Origin of the sequence: Acinetobacter sp. 226-1, assembly GCF_030329325.1 — a bacterium.
GTDB classification, from domain to species: Bacteria; Pseudomonadota; Gammaproteobacteria; order Pseudomonadales; family Moraxellaceae; genus Acinetobacter; species Acinetobacter sichuanensis.
Map to the genome: position 1 here is coordinate 53,287 of NZ_JACANU010000009.1, position 18,878 is coordinate 72,164.

18 protein-coding genes are annotated in these 18,878 nt (G+C 35.3%); 9 read left to right on the forward strand and 9 right to left on the reverse strand.

Annotated elements, in window-relative coordinates; translation table 11 throughout:
• Positions 1 to 385: 385 nt before the first annotated feature.
• On the reverse strand, positions 386 to 1,693 hold the full coding sequence (locus HX124_RS13410; protein ID WP_286383499.1) for a DUF445 domain-containing protein: 1,308 nt from the start codon (positions 1,691 to 1,693) through the stop codon (positions 386 to 388).
• A gap of 15 nt (positions 1,694 to 1,708) precedes the next feature.
• Complete coding sequence (locus tag HX124_RS13415; RefSeq protein WP_286378148.1) at positions 1,709 to 2,266, reverse strand: CC0125/CC1285 family lipoprotein; 558 nt, start codon at positions 2,264 to 2,266, stop codon at positions 1,709 to 1,711.
• A 162-nt stretch (positions 2,267 to 2,428) separates the two neighbouring features.
• On the opposite strand from HX124_RS13415, the gene HX124_RS13420 reads away from it, so the two are divergent.
• The gene (locus tag HX124_RS13420; RefSeq protein ID WP_286418704.1) at positions 2,429 to 2,947 is read left to right on the forward strand and encodes a hypothetical protein; all 519 of its coding nucleotides are present in this window, start codon (positions 2,429 to 2,431) and stop codon (positions 2,945 to 2,947) included.
• 337 nt (positions 2,948 to 3,284) lie between these two features.
• Here HX124_RS13420 and HX124_RS13425 read toward each other — a convergent pair whose 3' ends face one another.
• Complete coding sequence (locus HX124_RS13425; protein WP_286383501.1) at positions 3,285 to 3,824, reverse strand: DUF924 family protein; 540 nt, start codon at positions 3,822 to 3,824, stop codon at positions 3,285 to 3,287.
• A gap of 208 nt (positions 3,825 to 4,032) precedes the next feature.
• Here HX124_RS13425 and gshA point away from each other — a divergent pair, with 208 nt between their 5' ends.
• The gene (gene gshA / locus HX124_RS13430; RefSeq protein ID WP_286378145.1) at positions 4,033 to 5,610 is read left to right on the forward strand and encodes a glutamate--cysteine ligase; all 1,578 of its coding nucleotides are present in this window, start codon (positions 4,033 to 4,035) and stop codon (positions 5,608 to 5,610) included.
• 32 nt (positions 5,611 to 5,642) lie between these two features.
• The gene (locus HX124_RS13435; RefSeq protein WP_286383502.1) at positions 5,643 to 6,143 is read left to right on the forward strand and encodes a disulfide bond formation protein B; all 501 of its coding nucleotides are present in this window, start codon (positions 5,643 to 5,645) and stop codon (positions 6,141 to 6,143) included.
• 76 nt (positions 6,144 to 6,219) lie between these two features.
• Here the strand turns inward: HX124_RS13435 and HX124_RS13440 are convergent, their stop codons facing one another.
• The gene (locus HX124_RS13440) at positions 6,220 to 7,551 is read right to left on the reverse strand and encodes a PGAP1-like alpha/beta domain-containing protein (protein ID WP_286383503.1); all 1,332 of its coding nucleotides are present in this window, start codon (positions 7,549 to 7,551) and stop codon (positions 6,220 to 6,222) included.
• Between the two features lie 231 nt (positions 7,552 to 7,782).
• Here HX124_RS13440 and HX124_RS13445 point away from each other — a divergent pair, with 231 nt between their 5' ends.
• Positions 7,783 to 8,376 carry a YqiA/YcfP family alpha/beta fold hydrolase gene (locus tag HX124_RS13445; RefSeq protein WP_286378144.1) on the forward strand — a complete coding sequence of 198 codons (594 nt, stop codon included), beginning with the start codon at positions 7,783 to 7,785 and terminating at the stop codon, positions 8,374 to 8,376.
• 42 nt (positions 8,377 to 8,418) lie between these two features.
• Here HX124_RS13445 and HX124_RS13450 read toward each other — a convergent pair whose 3' ends face one another.
• Positions 8,419 to 9,570, reverse strand: coding sequence for a hypothetical protein (locus tag HX124_RS13450; protein WP_286383504.1), 1,152 nt, complete (start codon positions 9,568 to 9,570; stop codon positions 8,419 to 8,421).
• Positions 9,571 to 9,860: 290 nt separating this feature from the next.
• Between HX124_RS13450 and parE the strand changes: the two genes are divergently transcribed.
• Positions 9,861 to 11,741: a DNA topoisomerase IV subunit B gene (gene parE, locus HX124_RS13455; RefSeq protein WP_286383505.1), complete on the forward strand. Its 1,881-nt coding sequence runs from the start codon at positions 9,861 to 9,863 to the stop codon at positions 11,739 to 11,741.
• A gap of 276 nt (positions 11,742 to 12,017) precedes the next feature.
• A complete protein-coding gene (locus tag HX124_RS13460; protein ID WP_286383506.1) occupies positions 12,018 to 13,172 on the forward strand; it encodes a hypothetical protein in 1,155 nt (384 codons plus the stop codon).
• Between the two features lie 29 nt (positions 13,173 to 13,201).
• On the opposite strand, the gene HX124_RS13465 is transcribed toward HX124_RS13460, so the two are convergent.
• The 4 genes from HX124_RS13465 to HX124_RS13480 all read right to left on the reverse strand — a co-directional run bounded on the left by HX124_RS13465 (position 13,202) and on the right by HX124_RS13480 (position 16,208).
• On the reverse strand, positions 13,202 to 13,939 hold the full coding sequence (locus tag HX124_RS13465) for a hypothetical protein (protein WP_286383507.1): 738 nt from the start codon (positions 13,937 to 13,939) through the stop codon (positions 13,202 to 13,204).
• A gap of 134 nt (positions 13,940 to 14,073) precedes the next feature.
• Positions 14,074 to 14,673, reverse strand: a complete 600-nt coding sequence (locus tag HX124_RS13470; protein WP_107009828.1) for an OmpW/AlkL family protein — start codon at positions 14,671 to 14,673, stop codon at positions 14,074 to 14,076.
• 204 nt (positions 14,674 to 14,877) lie between these two features.
• Positions 14,878 to 15,378, reverse strand: coding sequence for a GNAT family N-acetyltransferase (locus HX124_RS13475; protein ID WP_286378139.1), 501 nt, complete (start codon positions 15,376 to 15,378; stop codon positions 14,878 to 14,880).
• Between the two features lie 95 nt (positions 15,379 to 15,473).
• Positions 15,474 to 16,208, reverse strand: a complete 735-nt coding sequence (locus HX124_RS13480) for an outer membrane protein OmpK (RefSeq protein WP_286383508.1) — start codon at positions 16,206 to 16,208, stop codon at positions 15,474 to 15,476.
• A 767-nt stretch (positions 16,209 to 16,975) separates the two neighbouring features.
• Here HX124_RS13480 and HX124_RS13485 point away from each other — a divergent pair.
• The 3 genes from HX124_RS13485 (at position 16,976) to HX124_RS13495 (ending at position 18,833) form a co-directional block, all read left to right on the forward strand.
• A complete protein-coding gene (locus tag HX124_RS13485; RefSeq protein ID WP_107009825.1) occupies positions 16,976 to 17,341 on the forward strand; it encodes an HPF/RaiA family ribosome-associated protein in 366 nt (121 codons plus the stop codon).
• Positions 17,342 to 17,510: 169 nt separating this feature from the next.
• Positions 17,511 to 18,053 carry an ankyrin repeat domain-containing protein gene (locus tag HX124_RS13490; RefSeq protein WP_107009826.1) on the forward strand — a complete coding sequence of 181 codons (543 nt, stop codon included), beginning with the start codon at positions 17,511 to 17,513 and terminating at the stop codon, positions 18,051 to 18,053.
• A 12-nt stretch (positions 18,054 to 18,065) separates the two neighbouring features.
• Positions 18,066 to 18,833 (forward strand): transporter, encoded by a 768-nt coding sequence (locus HX124_RS13495; protein ID WP_286378138.1) that lies wholly within the window; start codon positions 18,066 to 18,068, stop codon positions 18,831 to 18,833.
• The last annotated feature ends 45 nt before the right edge of the window (positions 18,834 to 18,878 follow it).

Consider the following 18,878-nt stretch of genomic DNA (forward strand, 5'->3'; position numbering starts at 1 on the left):
ATAAATACATCGCAGAAACATTTCTATCTAAAGTAGTCCTGCCTCAAACACGTTGCGGATGACGTTTTCGCGTATCCACATTTTTCTAGCTCCAAAGTTTAATTTTAGAGTTACTGCGTAACATCAGTTAGAAAAATAAGATAGATGAAAAAAAAGCCTGACATCCTGTCAGGCTTTTTTTGTATTTGTTACTCAGGTATAACTCCTGTTGTACCTACATGTCCTTTGTTGTCTTTTCTTATTTTTTTCTGGAGCATCCTGCTCTCTATAAATCTATAATATAAATTTTGAATAAAGTTGTATATTGGCTAAATCCCTCATAGGTTGTACGCTTAAACGTACAAATTACAATAAATATATGTTTTTGAATGATGCTTTAAATTCACTAAACCATAAAATCAATTGCTGCACGAATCACACCTAAAGTTAGACCAATAAAAGCACCAACAACAACACCATTGACGCGAATCATGTGCAAGTCACCACCCACTTCATTCTCAATTTTATCAATCATTTCACGAGAGTCCCATTCATGAATACGTTCACTGATAAAACGAATGACTTTTTCGCTATATTGATCACTTAAATGAATTGCCATTTCACTCATACGTTGGTTAAGTAGTTGGCGTACAGATTGATTGGCAATGAGATTTTCACCGACTTGTTGAATCGCCACACGTAAATTTGTGGCTATACCTGAGTCCGTTTTCATTAAGTCTGATTTAATTGCATCACATAAAATAACCACTGCACCTGTAATGAAATTCAACACAGACTCACTATCAAGAAGGGCATTTTTAGTTTCATTCAGGCGAATACTTACAGCACTTTGGTTGTCCGCAAGTTGGAGCATCAAGTCATGTGTAAGTTCTTCAAGTTTTTTACGAAATGAATGCTCAGGGTCAGCCAAAATCGCTTCAACTTTTTCAAGTAATGAATCAATCGTACGCTGTTGAACATCAATCCCGATCCAACTTGCACCTTTAGCGAGTTTCCAAACACCTAATTCTTTAAATAGACGTCGAGTTAAATCTTGTGTTTGCTCAGGATGATGGATCATCCATTCATGTGCCATATCTAAGCCACGTTGTAGCACATCTTGGTGGAAGTCATTTTCTAAAACAGCACGCAGCATTTCACTGGCTAAATGATTAATACGTGTATTTTTAATCCATTGAACACTATTATTTTGAATGAAATTTCCAATTTGTTGTTGTCCCACAAAGTCGAAAATTTTAGGTACTGTTTGTTGAATGACATCTGTCACTTGGCTGTTATTTTTGGGATCGGCAAGCCATTGCCCAACGGCTAAAGTGAGGTCAGTTTTCTGTAAACTTTTTTCAACAATTTGCGGTGAAAGAAAATTTTCCTGAACAAATTTACCCATAGACTCAGCAATACGTGCTTTGTTGCGTGGAATAATTTCAGTGTGATCTTTTAAAAACTTAGGAATAGGAATTTTGCCAAAAGGGTTGCGAAATAATACCGTAATCGCATACCAATCGGCTAAACCACCGACCACACCTGCTTCTGCACCGAGCATCAAGATATGAATAAACCATGCATATTCGGGCATGAGTTTGGCTGAAATAATCAATAAAAACCAAGTAACGATCGCCACAATGAGTGCAATTGTGGCAAAGCGTTTACTTCGATTTAAACTGGGTACATTTGCAACTTCAGTCTTACTCATTCAGCACCTTAAACGTTATTGTTTTGTTGATGTTACATCAGTTATCTGAGGTTGGAGTACTTGTCCTGTCGGACTAAGCCCATATTTTTGACCCAATGATTGCAAAATTAAACGAGCATCAAAAGCATCAGTAGGTGCAGATTTTTGGTCTTTAAAGCATTCAATCGTATATGCAACTTGCGTAGGATCTAGAGTAACCACTTGCGGCATATCATAAAATGGGTCGAAAAATGCGCCATGACGTCGATATCCATAAGGATAATAATTTGGTGTTGGATATACGACGGCTTTACGTGGAGGTTGTTGAGTACGATTGCTTGGATCATCAAGGACTTTAAAAAATTGGAAGCCATTTTGTACTGTCGTTTGTGCAGATTTTAACAATGTAATTTCTTCGGCTGTGCCATAACTCATATTACGTGTTTGAAAACTGATACGAAAAGTATGGGCATTTAATGGCAAAGTTGAAAATTGCCCAAGCTGATCAAAAGTAAGTGGTTTACTTGGCGTCGTCGCACAACCTGTCATTGTGAGTGTTGCAACAATGCTTAAACACATCCATAGATTTTTCATGTTTTGCTCCTTCTCAGCGTGGAAAAGAAATCTATAAAATGGGAGAAATTTATCTTTTATAATCTTATTCTACGTTGATGGATTGAGCATGAATTTCAAGAAGATTTTTGTTAATTCAAAAGCAGTATATAATTACACAGTGGAATAAAAATTAGATCAATGATGCAAAATATTAACTTCGAATTGGGGCGTTTGGCTGGAATTTTAGATACCTTTGCATTGCTTAATACAAAGACCAATCATGATTATAGCTTTGAAATCGTTAATCTTCAGGTTTGTGAGCAAAGTCAAATTGCATTTCAACACTATTTTTTAGAGATTTACCCAGCAGCTTCAGTTACATTTGAGGAATTGTCTCTTACTGATTTAAAAGTGCGTGATGTACTGAGAGCATGGCTTTTTAGTTATCAAAAATCTGACGATATTGATGAAAAGCTGATTGGTTCAGGTTCAGGCTTGTGTTATTTAGATGATAAATATCAAGATTTTTATCTTACTTCTATTGATGTACAACTTGATTATGTACAAAAAATACTTGAAAAGATAAAGTTTTTACTCAAAGTACAAAAAATTTATCAAGTCGATGTGCAGACACATTCATGGTATGAGTGCGCTTGGAACGATTTTATTTTTGAAGGTCAAGATGGAAGTATTTTCCTCCATCTTGGTGTATCTGACTAACTGATGTTACGCATTTGATTCAAATTACATCGCTAAAAATAGAAAAATCTAAATTACACGAGGGAGTTCTATATCCAAAGTTTAAATTTAGGGGTTAGCCCTCGGCTCGACCTACTTTTCTTTCGGGAAAAGTAGGCAAAACCATTGTCATCCGCAGAACTCGTTCACTAGCGTCAAAAGATTGAATATTTCGCAGAAACTTTATTTATAAGGAGGAGTCCTGCCTCGAACAATTGCGGATGACGTTTCCGCGTATCAACATTCTTCTAGATCCAAAGTATAATTTTAGAACTACTGCGTAACATCAGTGACTAAAAAGAAGGGTATCTGTCTGAGATTAAAAACGACTATTGGGTTGTTTTAAAAACTCAATTTCTTCGGGTGTAGATTCGCGCCCTAAAACTTCATTGCGATGTGGATAACGTCCAAAACGATCAATAATGACTTTATGTTTTTTTTCAAAATCTAAATTGATCGGGTTGCCTAAAGCCTCAAATAATTTTAATGCTTCTTCATGAATGACTTTTGACTCACTATGCATAAATGGCATATACAAAAATGAACGTTGCTCAGGTTGTAACTGCAGATCTAAACCCAGTTGAATTGTTTCTTGGGCAAGAGCTAGTGCTAAAGCATCTTGAGCAAAGGCTGCTGCTTGATCACGGTATAAATTTCGAGAAAATTGATCAAGTACAATGATTTCTGCCAAACGTCCTTCTGCATTTTCACGCCATGTCCAAAGCTCTGCTTGTTTGGCTTGATTTAAAATATCAGCAAAACGCTGATGCAATTGTTGATCAAAATCAGTACTTTTTTGAAACCAAAAAGGCTGAGTGTCGGCATTAAACCAAAAATTAAGGATATCTTGATATTTCATAGGTTTTGATCTTTTGTAAACTAATTCTTTTATAAAATCACAAATTTAACATGTCTAAAAGGCTTAATTTGTGATAAAAAAATGCCGAAATAAAATGAATATTCTATTTAAAAGTTTGGCAGCTATGCCAGTATATCGATAATTCACGTTATACTGCGTCATCAGAAATATTTTATTTTAAAAATTCTTTAAGATAAGTGAGTAACTAATGAGTCAACCCGAAGCAGTTTTTCCTACAGTTTTACCAGTTTGGGTTGATTCTGCATTATTCAAAGGTATGTTGCGCGGTATTGAGCGTGAAAGCTTGCGCATGCAAAGCAATGGTTTTTTATCCCAAGCCGATCATCCTAAGACATTAGGTTCAGCGCTGACCCATCCACATATCACAACAGATTACTCTGAAGCGTTGATGGAGTTTATTACACCACCAAAAGAGAGTATTCCTGAAGCACTCAGTTATTTAACAGATATTCATGCGGTTGTGCATCGTCATTTAGAAAATGATGAAAAACTCTGGCCTTTATCTATGCCATGTATGTTGGATGACCAAGAAGAAAATATTCGACTGGCACAATACGGCAGCTCAAATATTGGTAAATTTAAAACGCTATATCGTCATGGTTTAGGTATTCGTTATGGTCGTCGTATGCAGACCATTTCAGGTGTTCATTATAATGTTTCATTTCCTGATCATTTATTTGAACAATTACAACAACATGAAACCGACGATGAATTAAAAAATCTGAGTTTACAAGACTATCGTAGTCATCGTTATTTAGGCTTAGTGCGTAATTTTATTCGTTTAACCCCTTTGGTGATGTATTTGGTGGGAGCAAGTCCATCTGTCTGTAAATGTTTTATGACAGGACGAGACCATCATTTGTTGCCTTTGGTGAAAGGTACTTTATTTTCTCCATATGCGACTGCTTTACGTATGGGACGCTTTGGTTATCAAAATTCTGCCCAAAAACAATTGGGAATCCATTATAACAACCTTAAATGTTATGTTGCAGAATTACAAAAAGCAGTCAATACACCTTATGCACAATTTAGCCATTTAGGTCTAAATGATGAACAAGGTGAACCTATTCAGATCAATGACCATGTGCTGCAAATTGAAAATGAATATTATAGTTTGGTACGCCCAAAACAAGTGCCACAAGCAGGGGAAACACCCTCTGAAGCTTTAGCTAAACGCGGCATTGGCTATGTAGAATTGCGCGCTGTTGATGTTAACCCTTATGTTGCAATTGGGATTGATGAAACAACGGCAGGCTTTTTAGAAGTTTTAGCCTTGTATTGTTTACTCAAAGATAGTCCTGAACTTTTAGAAAAAGAACAGGATATGATTGAAAAAAATCAAAACGAAGTGGTCAATCGTGGACGTGCAGAAAATGTGATGATCCAAGAGCTTGATGCTGAATATCCACTTCGAGAATGGGCAGAACACCATATTCAAGCCATGCAAGCTTTGGCTGAAATGCTCAATCAAAGTTATGAAACGACACTTTATGTAGATGCTTTAACTGTAATGCAACAACGTATCAGCGATGTTGATCAAACACTATCTGCGCAAGTGATTGAAGATACTTTACAAAGCGGCGGAACGTGGAGCTTTGGTAGTGAAATGGCACATCGCCATGTAAAATATTACGAACAACATGTATTAAGTCCAGAAACTTTAGCGTATTTTGAGCAACTGACAGCATCATCATTGCAACAACAACAGCAACTTGAGCAAGAAACAGATTTAAGTTTTGAAGACTATCTTGCCAAATTTAGATGATATAAATTAGAGAAAAAATTAGAGGAACAGCCATGCAGTGGCAGAGTTACCGTGTTGTAAGTGGTTTTTTATTTTTGGCAAGTGTTATTGGGATGGCATTTGCTCTGTATTTAGAGCATGTACAAGGTTTAGACCCATGCCCACTTTGTGTTTTTCAACGCATTGGTTTGATTGGTTTAGGTCTTATTTCTTTAATCGCCTTACTGCATAATCCTAAAACAAATGTATTTAAACGTTTTTATGCATTTTTAGGTACTTTAGCGATTGCTTGGTCTGTAGGCGTTGCTGCCCGTCATGTTTGGTTGCAAAACCTACCTAAAGACCAAGTACCAAGTTGTGGACCGGGCTTAGATTATTGGGTAGATACCTTGCCATTAAAGGCAGTTTTTGAAAATGTACTCAAGGGATCTGGTGAATGCGCTATGGTTGACTGGACATTTCTAGGACAATCACTACCTGTTTGGTCATGCTTATTTTTTAGTGTTTTGACCTTAATCAGTCTATGGCAGCTTTTCCGAAAATATCCTGCTTAAACTAAAAATGCCAACATGAGTTGGCATTTTTTATATTAGGACAATTTATATCAAGATAGTTTTATATCGAGATCATTTAGGTTTCAACAATACCACGCATACTTTCAAGCTTGATCAAGTACTTACGAATCTGCTCTTCTGCGATTTCGTCATGATGAGGATAAAACCATTTTGCAACTTGTTCGGCAACATCAGGATGATATTGAATATCAAAATGATTTAACCCATAAAATACTGCTTTATGTGATTCAGGTAATTTAAGCTGAAACTTAGGATTTGGATGTTCACCTAAAGCACTTTTTACACTGACCAGATAATCACCTATCACTTTTAAAGTTCGATTTTTACGATTTTCAAACTCAAGTGTACCCGCAACTAAATAGGTATTAATGTACGATGGCAATGGTGCAGGTTTACGATTATCATCCATTAAACCAATACGCGCATGATTATGTTCCCAGTCATCATCACGTACACTGCCAAAACGTAAATCTAAAATACCATTACTGCGAATATTGACAATATGACTGACCAGTTTGACCAAAGGGAAATGACCAATTTTGTCTTGTAATGCAAAACCAAAGCGTTCTAATACAGCACCATGATGCGGTGAGCCTAAGCAAACGAGATTTTCAACCAGATGAATCCAGTTATGCATATTTTGCTTACCATAGAACAGGGCGCTACGAGCAACTAAGCCACCCATACTGTGCCCAATTAAATCAATACTGGTAATGCGTGGATTACGTTTAATTAAATCTTCTAACAAATTTGAAAAAGAGCGACCATTTGCAGAAATACGACGACCTGTATTGTAGTGTAAATAGAGCATCGTATTATTATCGCGTTGTGCAAGGAGTTTTTCTCCAATACCGCCATTGCCACGATTGCTCCAATCAAGATGGTTCATACATAAACCATGGGCAAAAATAACCACTCTTCCTGCTAAATCACCTTTCTGAATTGCACCATAATGATCATACAAAACAGTCGATAACGCTAAAGGATTATGAGTCGCTAAAAGATAATCGCCTAAAACACCATTTAAAGCGCTGACTAAAAAATTAAGTGTTGGGGTCAATGGTTTATCATGGAGCTTTGGAAAATGCTCAATCACTTTACGTAAACTGGGTGCTAAAAAATAATGCCCATAATTTTGTAGTGAGTTAAAACCAAATTGGTAAATTTTTTCTACATAAGGACGCGCTTGGAAGCGTTTAGCTCTTTGCTTACTTAGACCAAACACACTGAGTAAAACTTCACGTTGTAAGGATTGGATGAGGTCTTGTACCACGCTAGTAAACGGTGTACTAACCAATTGCGCTAAGCCTTCGAGAACATCAGCTTGACTCGGAGGGGAGCGATCCCATTTACAATATGTTTCATGTAGTGGTGTTAAACTTGCCATAGATTGCTATCCTCTAAATGATTACACACATGGGTTGATGTGTAAAATCAAGGCTTATATCCTTATGTCATTCTATTATTCATCTTGAAACTTATTTAGCATACTGTTTCAGGTTTTAGTACAGTATTTTTTTTGTCCGACAATAAACGCTGTTATACAATTTATAACATTTTGTGATTTATGTCGCATTTTAACTTATATCAGCTCTTTGAAATTTGCAAATGGTTTTAGATGAATATTATTTATTTACATGGTTTTCAAAGCAGCCCATTTTCGATAAAAGGGCAACAGCTTTATCAGTATAGTCAATACATTAGCCAACATCAGTTGCATTTGCCAGATTTAAATGCGCCACCCGATGAAGTGCTGAGCACTGTTGCAGCGATGATTGAAAAATTAGAAGATGTTGCATTAGTTGGTAGTAGCTTAGGCGGTTTTTATGCAACACAATTGGCTGAAAAGTTTAATATTCCAGCAGTTTTAATTAATCCTGCAGTAGAACCTTGGCTATTATTTAGAACATTATTTGGAATAGAACAGCTACCTTATCAAGTCAATGAAAAGTGGACTTTAGATAATACACAGCTCAATTTTTTAGAACAGATTGCTGTGCAAAAACTACAGCATTCAGAAAATTTTTTAGTGTTATTGCAGCAAGGTGATGAGGTGTTAGATTATCGTCAAGCAGAACAATTTTATCGTCCATCTTCTTTTGTTGTGACAGAAATGCAAGGTAATCATGCAATGGAAAATTTTGCTGAAAAGATTCCGATGTTACTCGCATTTTTATCAGGATTTGAAGCTAAAAATAAACTCAAAGGCTAAGTCAATTAACCTTTGAGTAAAATTGATTTTTAATTTGTGGGCTTATTCAAGTACAGGATTTTTACGTGGACTCCATTTGGTTAAAATGTCATTCACCGCAATTTTGTTGTAGCTATAATATGTGCTTTGTAAACCTTTGATTGGTAAGTTGTAGTTTCCTCTAACAACTTGATTATTGTATTCAAACCATGCAATTTGACTATCATTAACACTAAAATAAGTTTTAAGTGCTTCTTTTGCTGCTGTGTCTGACGCAGTAAATAAAATATGCTTTGGTGCACCTTGTTTTGCTGCAATCAACTCATATTTGATCGTGTAGTTGAGTGTTTTATTTTGCTCTTTATCAAAAACTGCAACATCAGCGACTTGTTTGTCATTTAAGCGAATGACACCAGTACGTCCAGTATTTTGATACCAAGCTTTGCTTTCGATGGCTTTTTCAAGGGTTGGCGCTGTCGTTGAACAATATGAACTGACTGTGTTACAGGTATAAATAGGGTGCGGTGTATTTGTTGAACTAAATACTGTATGGGTACGCGTAATAGCGTAATTGGGTTGAGTAATATCTTTTACCCAAGCATAGGCTTTGGCACCTTGAGAAAAATATTGGGTTTTAATAGATTCAGGTAAAGGAATACCATTACCAAAGCCTTGGTTGATACCTTGTGCAAGACTGAGTCCTGCAAGAGATTTTTCAGTTAATGTATAGTATTTAATGCCTGTATCTGACTGAATATAGAGTGTTTTAATGCCTTCAGTACCAACAGGACCTTGTGAAACGGTCATATCTCCTTGAGTTTCCACCCATTTATTTTGAGCAATATTAAATACCAAGGACGGAATAGAGTCTTCTTGCCAAGTATTATAAGATGATCCTTGTGTCACGTATTCTTTAGTTTTGAAAGTTTTATCATCTTTTGAGTATAAATAACTATAACTTGCTAATTCGAGAGGATTTTCATTTACCCAATAGCTTAGGTCATATAAATTGTTATTTTTTACCTCAGTGAGAGGGTCTTGTACATATTTGAAATTATCTTTCAAGGTTTTGTACTGTGACGGAACATATTCAGCAGGTTTTGGTGGTTCAGGTTTTGGCTCTACAGCATTATTATCATCCGAGTCACTTCCACCACCACAGGCAGTTAGGAGTAATGTTGACACAAGGCTGGAGAGTAGGAGTATATTTTTCATATCATTTCTCATTATCTTATTCATATTAAAAAATTTATCTCAATTTTTATAAGGCAAAGCATGATTTTGTTTGCAAAAAACTATTATCAGATTGAAATAAATCAAGAGAATCTTAACAAATTTTCAATCAAAACTTGAATGAAAAATGAGTGAATCTGTAACAATTACGTCACTGACTGTCGTATTACCCCATTTAAGATGATGATCAAAGCTGTTTTTTTACTGAAAATGAGATACTGTACCAACTCATAATCTATCTGCTTAATTTTTAAAAAAGGGAAACTTGCAACGTGACGCAATACACAGCCCAATCTCTTGAGGTTTTATCTGGTTTAGACCCTGTTCGCCGTCGTCCAGGTATGTATACCGATACCACGCGACCAAACCATTTGGCACAAGAAGTTATTGATAATGCTGTCGATGAGGCACTTGCGGGACATGCCAATAAAATTACAGTCACGGTATATAAAGATGGTTCGTTATCTGTTGAAGATAATGGGCGAGGCATGCCTGTCGACATTCACCCTGAATATGGGCAAAGCGGCATTGAGATCATTTTAACTAAGTTACATGCAGGTGGTAAGTTTAGTACAGATAACTACCAATTTTCAGGTGGTTTACATGGTGTTGGTATTTCAGTTGTTAATGCTTTATCGGATCGAGTGGAAGTTGAAGTTCAGCGCCAAGGCAATCTGTACAAGATGGCATTTGAGCATGGCGAAGCAGCAGCGCCACTTGAAGTATTAGAAGGAAAAGCACCCAAAAGAGCGTCTGGAACGACTGTACGTTTTTGGCCAGAAGCAAAATATTTTGATTCACCAAAATTTGCACTCAAAGCTTTAAAACATAATTTAAAAGCGAAAGCAGTTTTGGCTGCGGGCTTGCAGATTAATTATGTTGATGAAATTAATGATGAAAAAATAGTTTGGCAGTTTGAAAATGGTCTAGTTGACTATTTGATGGATGAATTGCAAGATCGAGAAATTATTCCTCATCCTGCTTTTGTTGCAACTGGAGATGCTGAGCGTGCGAGTGCTGAATTTGCCATTTGTTGGAATGCAGAAGGTGGCGAACAGATTCAAGAAAGTTATGTGAATTTGATTCCAACGGCGCAAGGTGGTACGCATGTCAATGGTTTGCGTTCAGGCGTTACAGATGCGCTGCGTGAGTTCTGTGAGTTACGTAACTTATTGCCACGTAATATGAAATTGTCAGCCGAAGATGTTTGGGATGGTGTGAATTATATCCTGTCATTAAAATTCCAAGAGCCACAATTTTCAGGTCAAACCAAAGAACGTCTTTCAAGTCGTGAAGCTTCAAATATTGTTTTGAATATTGCCAAAGATGCTTTTGCTTTATGGTTAAACCAAAATTCTGAAACTGCAATGTTATTGGCTGAGTTAGCGATTGCAAAAGCGGGTCGCCGTTTAAAAGCAGCAAAAAAAGTAGAGCGTAAAAAGATTGTTTCAGGACCAGCCTTACCAGGTAAATTAGCAGATTGTGTGGGGCATACACTTGCAGAATCTGAGTTGTTTATTGTGGAAGGTGACTCAGCAGGTGGTTCTGCTAAACAAGCACGTGATAAAAACTTCCAAGCGATTATGCCGATTCGCGGAAAAATTTTAAATACATGGGAAGTATCTTCAGATGAGGTTTTAGCTTCGCAGGAAGTTCATGATATTGCGATCGCGATTGGCGTAGATCCTGGTAGTGATGATCTTTCAGAATTACGTTATGGGAAAATCTGTATTCTTGCTGATGCTGACTCAGATGGTTTGCATATTGCGACCTTGTTGTGTGCTTTATTTGTCAAACACTTTCCTAGCTTAGTTGAAGAGGGGCATTTGTTTGTTGCTATGCCGCCGTTGTTCCGTATTGATGATGCTAAAGATGTACATTACGCACTAGATGACGATGAGTTAGAAACGATCTTAAAGAAAGTTAAATCTAAGAATCCGCAAATCACCCGATTTAAAGGTTTGGGTGAGATGAATGCCAGTCAACTTCGTGAAACGACTATGGATCCGAATACACGTCGTTTGGTACAGCTAGATCTGGATGATAGTCAGTTTACTGCAGGTTTATTGGATAAATTGCTTGCGAAAAAACGTTCTGCTGATCGTAAACATTGGTTAGAACAGAAAGGTAATTTAGCGGATTTAGCTGTTTGATTCTTAAATACATTTTAATGAAAAGCTCACATTTTGTGAGCTTTTTTAATTTCACTATTGAAAAATAAATAAGAATTTATTATCTTAATATTAAGGTCGCCTACCGTACTTACGCATGAGTAGAAAAGGGATTTCAAAAGTCAGTATTAAAAACTGCATACAACTTTAATTTTCTTAAGATCAATCCGTTTGGTTCTTAGTATTTAAACATGCGTTGCTAAAAGTCTTATGACACCAAAATCAATATAATGATTAGGATTGAAAAGTGAGAAAATTATGTCTATTCAAGAATTTGCATATCAATTAGCCCAAAAAATACAATCTCAATTTGCTATAAAAATTAGTCGCTCGCATATATATGAACTAATTGCTTTAAATCAAGGTTTTAAATCCTATAACGCATTTGTTGGACAAAACCTTTTATTTAATTGTAATTATGATTCTTCGGAAACATATCATGAACATGATTTATTAGGTTTATTAACATCAGAAATTTTGAAAAATCCACCAAAAACAGATTATTCGAATTACGAGGATGATCAGATCCATTGGGATGATTATGAAAGTAATCATTTATTAGAGAACATTCAAAATTTAATTTTAAAATTGAAAAGTTTGTTAAAAGAAAGTTATGAATATGAACAATATTTTAATTTAGCAAAAACTTTGCAATACGAATTTTTATTTTTGAATTTAGACTACTTAAATTTTAAGGAGCTTCGAGAATCATTAAGTTATTCAGACTTTGAAAATGGAAGTTTTGAAGATGAATATGACGATTTTTACGATGGAGATGAAAACAAGTTTGATATTATTGGTCAAAAATTAGATAAGATAAAAATTTATGCAGAAGAGCGTCATAATTTAGATGCTTATGCTGTTTTGGTTGGATATTATCGCTACTTGGCGAATCAAATAGCTCCTTATGGTCGAGATGGGTCGACCTTTGGGGCAAAATGGGACAATGATAAGCAAAAATATATAAAATCTAAAGAAACATCAGAACTGAAAAAACAATATGATGAATTTATAAAATTAGCAGAGCACTATCAAGAATTTGTGAAATTTGCACCAATCAGCCTTGCAGAAATTGATTTTGAAGCAGATAAAGAAGTGATATATAAGCAATTTCTTTATCTCTGTAATCGAGGGAATTTAAATGCGATTGAAGATTTTTTATATCGGGGTGTATTTAAAAATTCGGGCGAAGCATGGATTTATATTTATTTAGCTCAATTATTAGGTAAAGATTTTACAAAAGATGATTTGAGAGCTTATAACGCTTATACAGGTGAAGCTTATGATGATTATGGACCTATAGAGATTGCAGGACGTGAGGCGATCCAATATGTCATAGATTTAGATAATTTAAGTGAAGAGAAAGATCAACTTGCTCAAAAAATTGCGCAAGAGTTATTTGAAAAAATATAATTTTTTATTATAAAACCCCTTATGGGGTTTTATTTCTCAACTTTATAGAAAGTTCCACCAGCATAAACATTGTGTCCAAAGCCACAGGTCGACTCACCACTTTCTTGTTTAGCTTCAATATAATGACCTAAATTTTGATCTGTCTTAAAATCAAGCTGAATCGTACAGTCCTCATATTTATAAATTGCTCGTTTTTTATTTAAAGCAAATGAAGTATCAAACTCTCCCATATTTGGTCCATAAATAAGGCTTCTTAAACCCATATATAAACCTGCGTAGCTCACCTCATACGCATTTTTATGACGTTTAACCGTGATATGATCCCATTCGCCATAACCTGAATAACTGACATATTCACCTGATAAGTCTGTAGAAATCTTTGGTTTAGCCAGATTTTTTAAATTAAATTGATTGGTTTTTTCTTCTTTATTGATCATTAACCAAGCTCTTGCCCACATCGGTTTTCCCATTTTTGCATAGCTCAGCGCTACATTATTTTGGGCAGTGATCACTTGCTGTTCTGTGAACTTAACCGTTGTTTCTTCTTCATTTGATAAACAAAAAGAGCTCCAAGCTGCTTGAGTTTGAAAATGCTCTAATGCTTTCTTATAATTTTTTTGGTCATACAACTTTTTGCCTAAAGCCGCATGCTGCGAAACTGCCTGACAGCCGCGTTGTAATTCCTGTTCAAAAGATGATTCTGCTTGTGCAGTTTGCACAGCGCTATAAGTAAAGATAGAAAGGGCAAGTAAGAAAACTTTTTGCATTATTGTATTCGACACAAATTGGTTGACGTTTTATTTTATCGCAAAATATGTATGATGATGATGCTATTGTCAAAATGTACAAAAACAATGAAGCCCGAAGACTTCATTGTGGGAAAGTTACAGCCTAAAAAAGTTTAAAATTTATAGCCTAAATTTAAGGTATACAGCATTGGATTCACATCACCATTACCTACAGTTGTACCATTGATTCGGATATCTGAATTCACATCAATATAGCGAAATTCTGCGCCTAAACTTATGTTTTTATTTAAATTATATTCCATTCCTGCGGTAGCAGCATAACCAAAAGAATTTGAAATAGATAATTTATCATTGCTGATTAATTTTTCATTAAAGTAGTACGTATAATTTACGCCGACCCCTAAATAAGGATTCAGTTGACCATCGGGATTAAAGTTATATTGCACACTTAATGTTGGTGGAAGATAGCGGGTATAACCAATTTTTTCACCATTGCCATAAATACGATGTTTGGGTGCAGTACCTACAAGCAAATCAACGGCAACATTTGGGGTTACAAAATAAAGGTTAGATGCAGTGAGCGCATAACTACGTGAAATACTGGTTGCTGTGCCATCATATAAATTTCCAGGATGGCTTTTAGGTTCAATTAACGTTACCCCTAAACGTGTTTTAAATTGACTTAAATCCAAATCTGCATAAGCACTAGAAAATGTGCCAAGTCCCATACATAACACAATTAATTTTTTCATTGTCATTTCCATAAAAATTTTAAAAAACAACGATGTATTCCTTATCGTTGAATACAGAGTGATAATCAAAAAACATGCCATAATTTTTTTATTTTAAAATCAATGCTTTATTGTTTTTTGGTTTTCTGTTTTTTTCATCATTTGCTTGATTTGTATAAATAATATTAATGATTTGGTGAATTTTAAAGCATTATAGATTGGCTGTTACAGCATATATTGCATTAACACCAAATCACGCCATAATCCAAATTTTTGTCCAACTTGAGGCATATAACCCGTTTGTTCAAAGCCTAATTTTTGATGCAATTGAATAGATGCAATATTTTCATGATCAATTGCTGCGACCATCACATGAATTTGATGCTGTTTTGCATGTTCAATCAGTTTAAGCAGCAGTTGTTTGCCTAAACCTTGATGGGCAAATGGAGGAGAAATATATACCGAATGTTCAACCGTTGCACGATAACCATTGATTTGTCTAAAGCTAGAATAGTCAGCATAGCCTACAATACTTTGACTGTTGATTTCCTCAGCAACAAAAATAGGAAAATTTTGTTTTTGTAACTGATCAAACCAATCTTGATAGTCTGCCAAATTTTTGATTTGACTATTCCATGTAGCTAATCCAGATTTAATTTCATGATTATAAATATGCATAATCTCAATGAGATCTGAACTTTGTGCGGGACGAATCAAAAATTGCATGGTATGTAAAAGAAAGAAATTATTTTCAATTTTTAAACTTTAAAAATCAAAAAAGCAAGACCGAAATCTTGCTTTTATAGCGACGCTACATCTGCTTAGAAATGATATTTTACTAAAGCACTGACATCATTTTGGTCAACACCTTTGATGCCGTATTTATTATTCCAAACAGAATGTTCAAAACCGACATAAAGCTTGGTTTTTGGAGAAATGTGCTTACCTGCATTCCATTTCCACTGAGTTGTCCAGTTCAGTTCACTTGCATGGTCATCTTCAGCAGTAGACCAGTCAAGGAAACCATCCACTAAAAACTCTTCTGAACCAAATTTAAATGGTACACCATAAGTGATGGTCATTTGATAATCATCATCTTGGATGTCATTTTCAACTTTATAGAAGTTTATACTTGCAAACTGTGTATATGGAATTGCCAGATCAAAACCGACACCATACATAAAGTTGTTAAATTCTTGGTTAAGGTCATAGCCTGCGTTATGTTCCCAAGTCGTTGCGATCAATACATCTTTGATTGGACCGAACGCAAGTTTTTGACCAGATACTTCACCTAGGCTGATACGAGGTGATAATTCAAAATAAGTATTTTGTTCATCATTACCATCGAGTTGGTGATCTACAAAGAAAAATACATCAGCGTATTTTAATTTTGCTGCATATTCAGCAGTCACAGTTGTACGGTCTTCGGTACCAACTTCATAGTTTTCACCATAAAGACCCGTTAAGCTAAAATCTTGCCATACAATTGGATTAGCCTGAGCGAAGGTTGCAGTTGATGCAAGTGCGCAGATCGCAGCAAAGTGTGTAAATTTCATGAAAAGTTTCCCCCAAGAAAGCGTAACAAGGATACAGATTCTTATGCAAAAATAAAGCCGAAATAGTCGAAAATGTAAATTTTTATGTAATCTGAAAGTATGAAATGAATGCTTGAAAATAGAATACTTTTCACTAAATTTAATGCAGATCAAGCTTTTAATCATGCAAAAATTTTGTGGTGGATTATTTAATAAATCTAAAATTTACGGTGATAAAGGCAAAGAGATTGCTCTGACTCAAGTGATAAGTGCTCATAAGTTCTGAGATCAGGTCAATTAAGAATCGACTCATAACGTATTTTGAATTTAGGATGTATCTAAAGATATAGCGCTATTTTTCTGAAGTTAATAATTTGAATTTAGGCTTTTAGCAAATTTATAGACATATAACGAACAACATAACGCTTTTAGTGCTTTTGAAATGTGTGAAAAATGTAAATATTTAATTAAAAAAAGATAAGTAAATCATTAAATTAGAAAATAAAGTAACAAGTTGTCATTTTTCATATTCTTTTCATAAATATTTTCAAAATGTACTTGCATATTTTCCAATATAGACCGATATTGAAGATATAAGGACACGGAAATTTCTCCAAAGTGTTCATCATTCATTGTGGAGGTTGCGACCAAAATTCAAATGAAGATGTGCTTAATGCTGAAAGATCAGCAAGAATCCAACGTGCCAACATAAGAAAGTTTTGCACAGAGACATAAATGAGTTTTTAAAAGTTATTGAAATATAAAATTGTTATAAGAGGTTGATATTTATGAACATTGAAATCCGTACAGATAAAAATATTCAAAATAGTGATCGTTTAATCACATATGTGCGCGAAGAGTTAAACCAAGAATTTCAACGTCATAGTGAACGCATTACGCAGTTTTCGGTTCATATTAGTGATGAAAATGGGGATAAAGGCGGCGATGATGACATCCGTTGCATGATTGAAGCGAAAGCAGCAGGATTAAAACCCGTTGTTGTAACGCACAAAGCTAAAAATATCGACTTAGCATTACATGGTGCAATTGACCGAATTAAACGTAGTATTGAGCATGTACTGGAGAAAAAAGAAAATCCACGTGGTGGAAAGCTTGAATTTACAGATGCTGATTTAGAAGCTGATGAAGCTTAATGAAAAGCCCCGAAAGGGGCTTTTTTTATGGGTTGTTTAAAATTTTTGGTCAGAAAACAACAAAAAAGGGCAGAAAAGCTTACAAAAACAGTAAGATGATAATTACTTGAACTATCTTTTATATTTTTCGGCATAATATGCCTAAATTGAACTCACATGAGAAAAGTATATGCTGACAGCGCCACAACAGAGCTTTTTACAGGCTATCGAAGCATTAGACCTTGAACAAGTAAAACGCCAATTAGCAGAAGGTCTAAACCCTAACTTTATTGAACCAGAAAAAGGTCCAGCAGTGTCTGTTTGGTCGGATGGCTTATTTGTATGGTGGGAAAATGTATGTGAAGCGTATGAGGCAGGTCAGCCTTTAACTGAGCAGGAAAAACAAGAAAAATTAAATATTCATTTAGAGATTTTAGAACAACTCATCCATGCAAATGCTAACTTCCATCTTTGGGATGCAGAAGAATGTTATGGTCCATTATGGGATGCAGCAAGTGCAGCATGTGTACCAGCAGTGAAACGATTACTTGAGCATAAAGTAGATCCAAATACCAAAGATGAAGAGGGTAAAACGATTTTAACCTCAATAAGTGATTTATTTTTTGATCAAGATTTTGATGAAATTGATTGGTCACAGGCTTTACCTGAAGAGAAAGAAACTTTAGAGTTATTACGTAGCCATGGCGCAAAAATGTCTAAAGAATTAGCTTAACAGAGTAATAGTATGACAATTTCTAATAAAATCATCGTTATGCTTGCAGCAACTGCCAGTATGAGCAGCTTTGCCGCAGAGTTTTCCTTTGATCGTCCTGGTGCAGGTTTTGGTACAGGGATTACACCTGTCGGACAAGTCGCATGGGAACAGGGTTTACCTAGTGCAACTTATACAGAAACAACTGTAGATGGTAGCAAAGCAAAAACGGTAACCTTGAATGGTGATATGTTATTGCGTACAGGTTTAGCATCAGGCTTAGAATTACAATTAGGTTGGGCAGGTCCAGCATGGACGCAAACCAAGTACAATGGTAATAAAGTTGATGATGATGGTTTAGGTGATGTCAGTATTGGTTTAAAGAAAGCGATAGATTTAGATGATGAAAAATTATCTATGGCTGTTTTAGCACAAGCTGTGATTGCAACAGGTAATGACAACTTTAGCAATGAAGATGATATTTATAGTATTGGGACATCACTAGACTATAAATATAATGACTTGGTAAATACAGGCATTACCATGCAATATGCAGTTCAAGATGGTGATTGGTCTGTGACTGCAATTCCAACGGTTGCTTATAAAATTGCTGGAAATTTATCAGGCTTTTCAGAGTTTATTTATCGTAAAGGTGAAAGTGAAAATTACCAATATGGTTTAGGCTCTGGGCTTATTTATGCTTTAAATGATCGCGCTCAGTTAGATGCCAGTATTGGTGTTGACTTAGAAGGGCAAGATCGTAGTTATAATGCAGGATTTGGTTTTTCATATTTATTTTAAATCATTCCTTGCAGTATGCGTTTGAAAAGAGCAGCAGCAAAGTTG

What these genes read in the sequence shown, in the direction of transcription:
- HX124_RS13415 (WP_286378148.1), bottom strand. Translation starts at nt 2,266, where the DNA reads ATGAAAAATCTATGGATGTGTTTAAGCATTGTTGCAACACTCACAATG.
- HX124_RS13450 (WP_286383504.1), bottom strand. Translation starts at nt 9,570, where the DNA reads ATGAAAAATATACTCCTACTCTCCAGCCTTGTGTCAACATTACTCCTA.
- HX124_RS13470 (WP_107009828.1), bottom strand. Translation starts at nt 14,673, where the DNA reads ATGAAAAAATTAATTGTGTTATGTATGGGACTTGGCACATTTTCTAGT.
- HX124_RS13465 (WP_286383507.1), bottom strand. Translation starts at nt 13,939, where the DNA reads ATGCAAAAAGTTTTCTTACTTGCCCTTTCTATCTTTACTTATAGCGCT.
- HX124_RS13435 (WP_286383502.1), top strand. Translation starts at nt 5,643, where the DNA reads ATGCAGTGGCAGAGTTACCGTGTTGTAAGTGGTTTTTTATTTTTGGCA.
- HX124_RS13420 (WP_286418704.1), top strand. Translation starts at nt 2,429, where the DNA reads ATGCAAAATATTAACTTCGAATTGGGGCGTTTGGCTGGAATTTTAGAT.
- HX124_RS13425 (WP_286383501.1), bottom strand. Translation starts at nt 3,824, where the DNA reads ATGAAATATCAAGATATCCTTAATTTTTGGTTTAATGCCGACACTCAG.
- HX124_RS13495 (WP_286378138.1), top strand. Translation starts at nt 18,066, where the DNA reads ATGACAATTTCTAATAAAATCATCGTTATGCTTGCAGCAACTGCCAGT.
- HX124_RS13410 (WP_286383499.1), bottom strand. Translation starts at nt 1,693, where the DNA reads ATGAGTAAGACTGAAGTTGCAAATGTACCCAGTTTAAATCGAAGTAAA.
- HX124_RS13445 (WP_286378144.1), top strand. Translation starts at nt 7,783, where the DNA reads ATGAATATTATTTATTTACATGGTTTTCAAAGCAGCCCATTTTCGATA.
- HX124_RS13475 (WP_286378139.1), bottom strand. Translation starts at nt 15,378, where the DNA reads ATGCAATTTTTGATTCGTCCCGCACAAAGTTCAGATCTCATTGAGATT.
- HX124_RS13485 (WP_107009825.1), top strand. Translation starts at nt 16,976, where the DNA reads ATGAACATTGAAATCCGTACAGATAAAAATATTCAAAATAGTGATCGT.
- HX124_RS13490 (WP_107009826.1), top strand. Translation starts at nt 17,511, where the DNA reads ATGCTGACAGCGCCACAACAGAGCTTTTTACAGGCTATCGAAGCATTA.
- HX124_RS13480 (WP_286383508.1), bottom strand. Translation starts at nt 16,208, where the DNA reads ATGAAATTTACACACTTTGCTGCGATCTGCGCACTTGCATCAACTGCA.
- gshA (WP_286378145.1), top strand. Translation starts at nt 4,033, where the DNA reads ATGAGTCAACCCGAAGCAGTTTTTCCTACAGTTTTACCAGTTTGGGTT.
- HX124_RS13460 (WP_286383506.1), top strand. Translation starts at nt 12,018, where the DNA reads ATGTCTATTCAAGAATTTGCATATCAATTAGCCCAAAAAATACAATCT.
- HX124_RS13440 (WP_286383503.1), bottom strand. Translation starts at nt 7,551, where the DNA reads ATGGCAAGTTTAACACCACTACATGAAACATATTGTAAATGGGATCGC.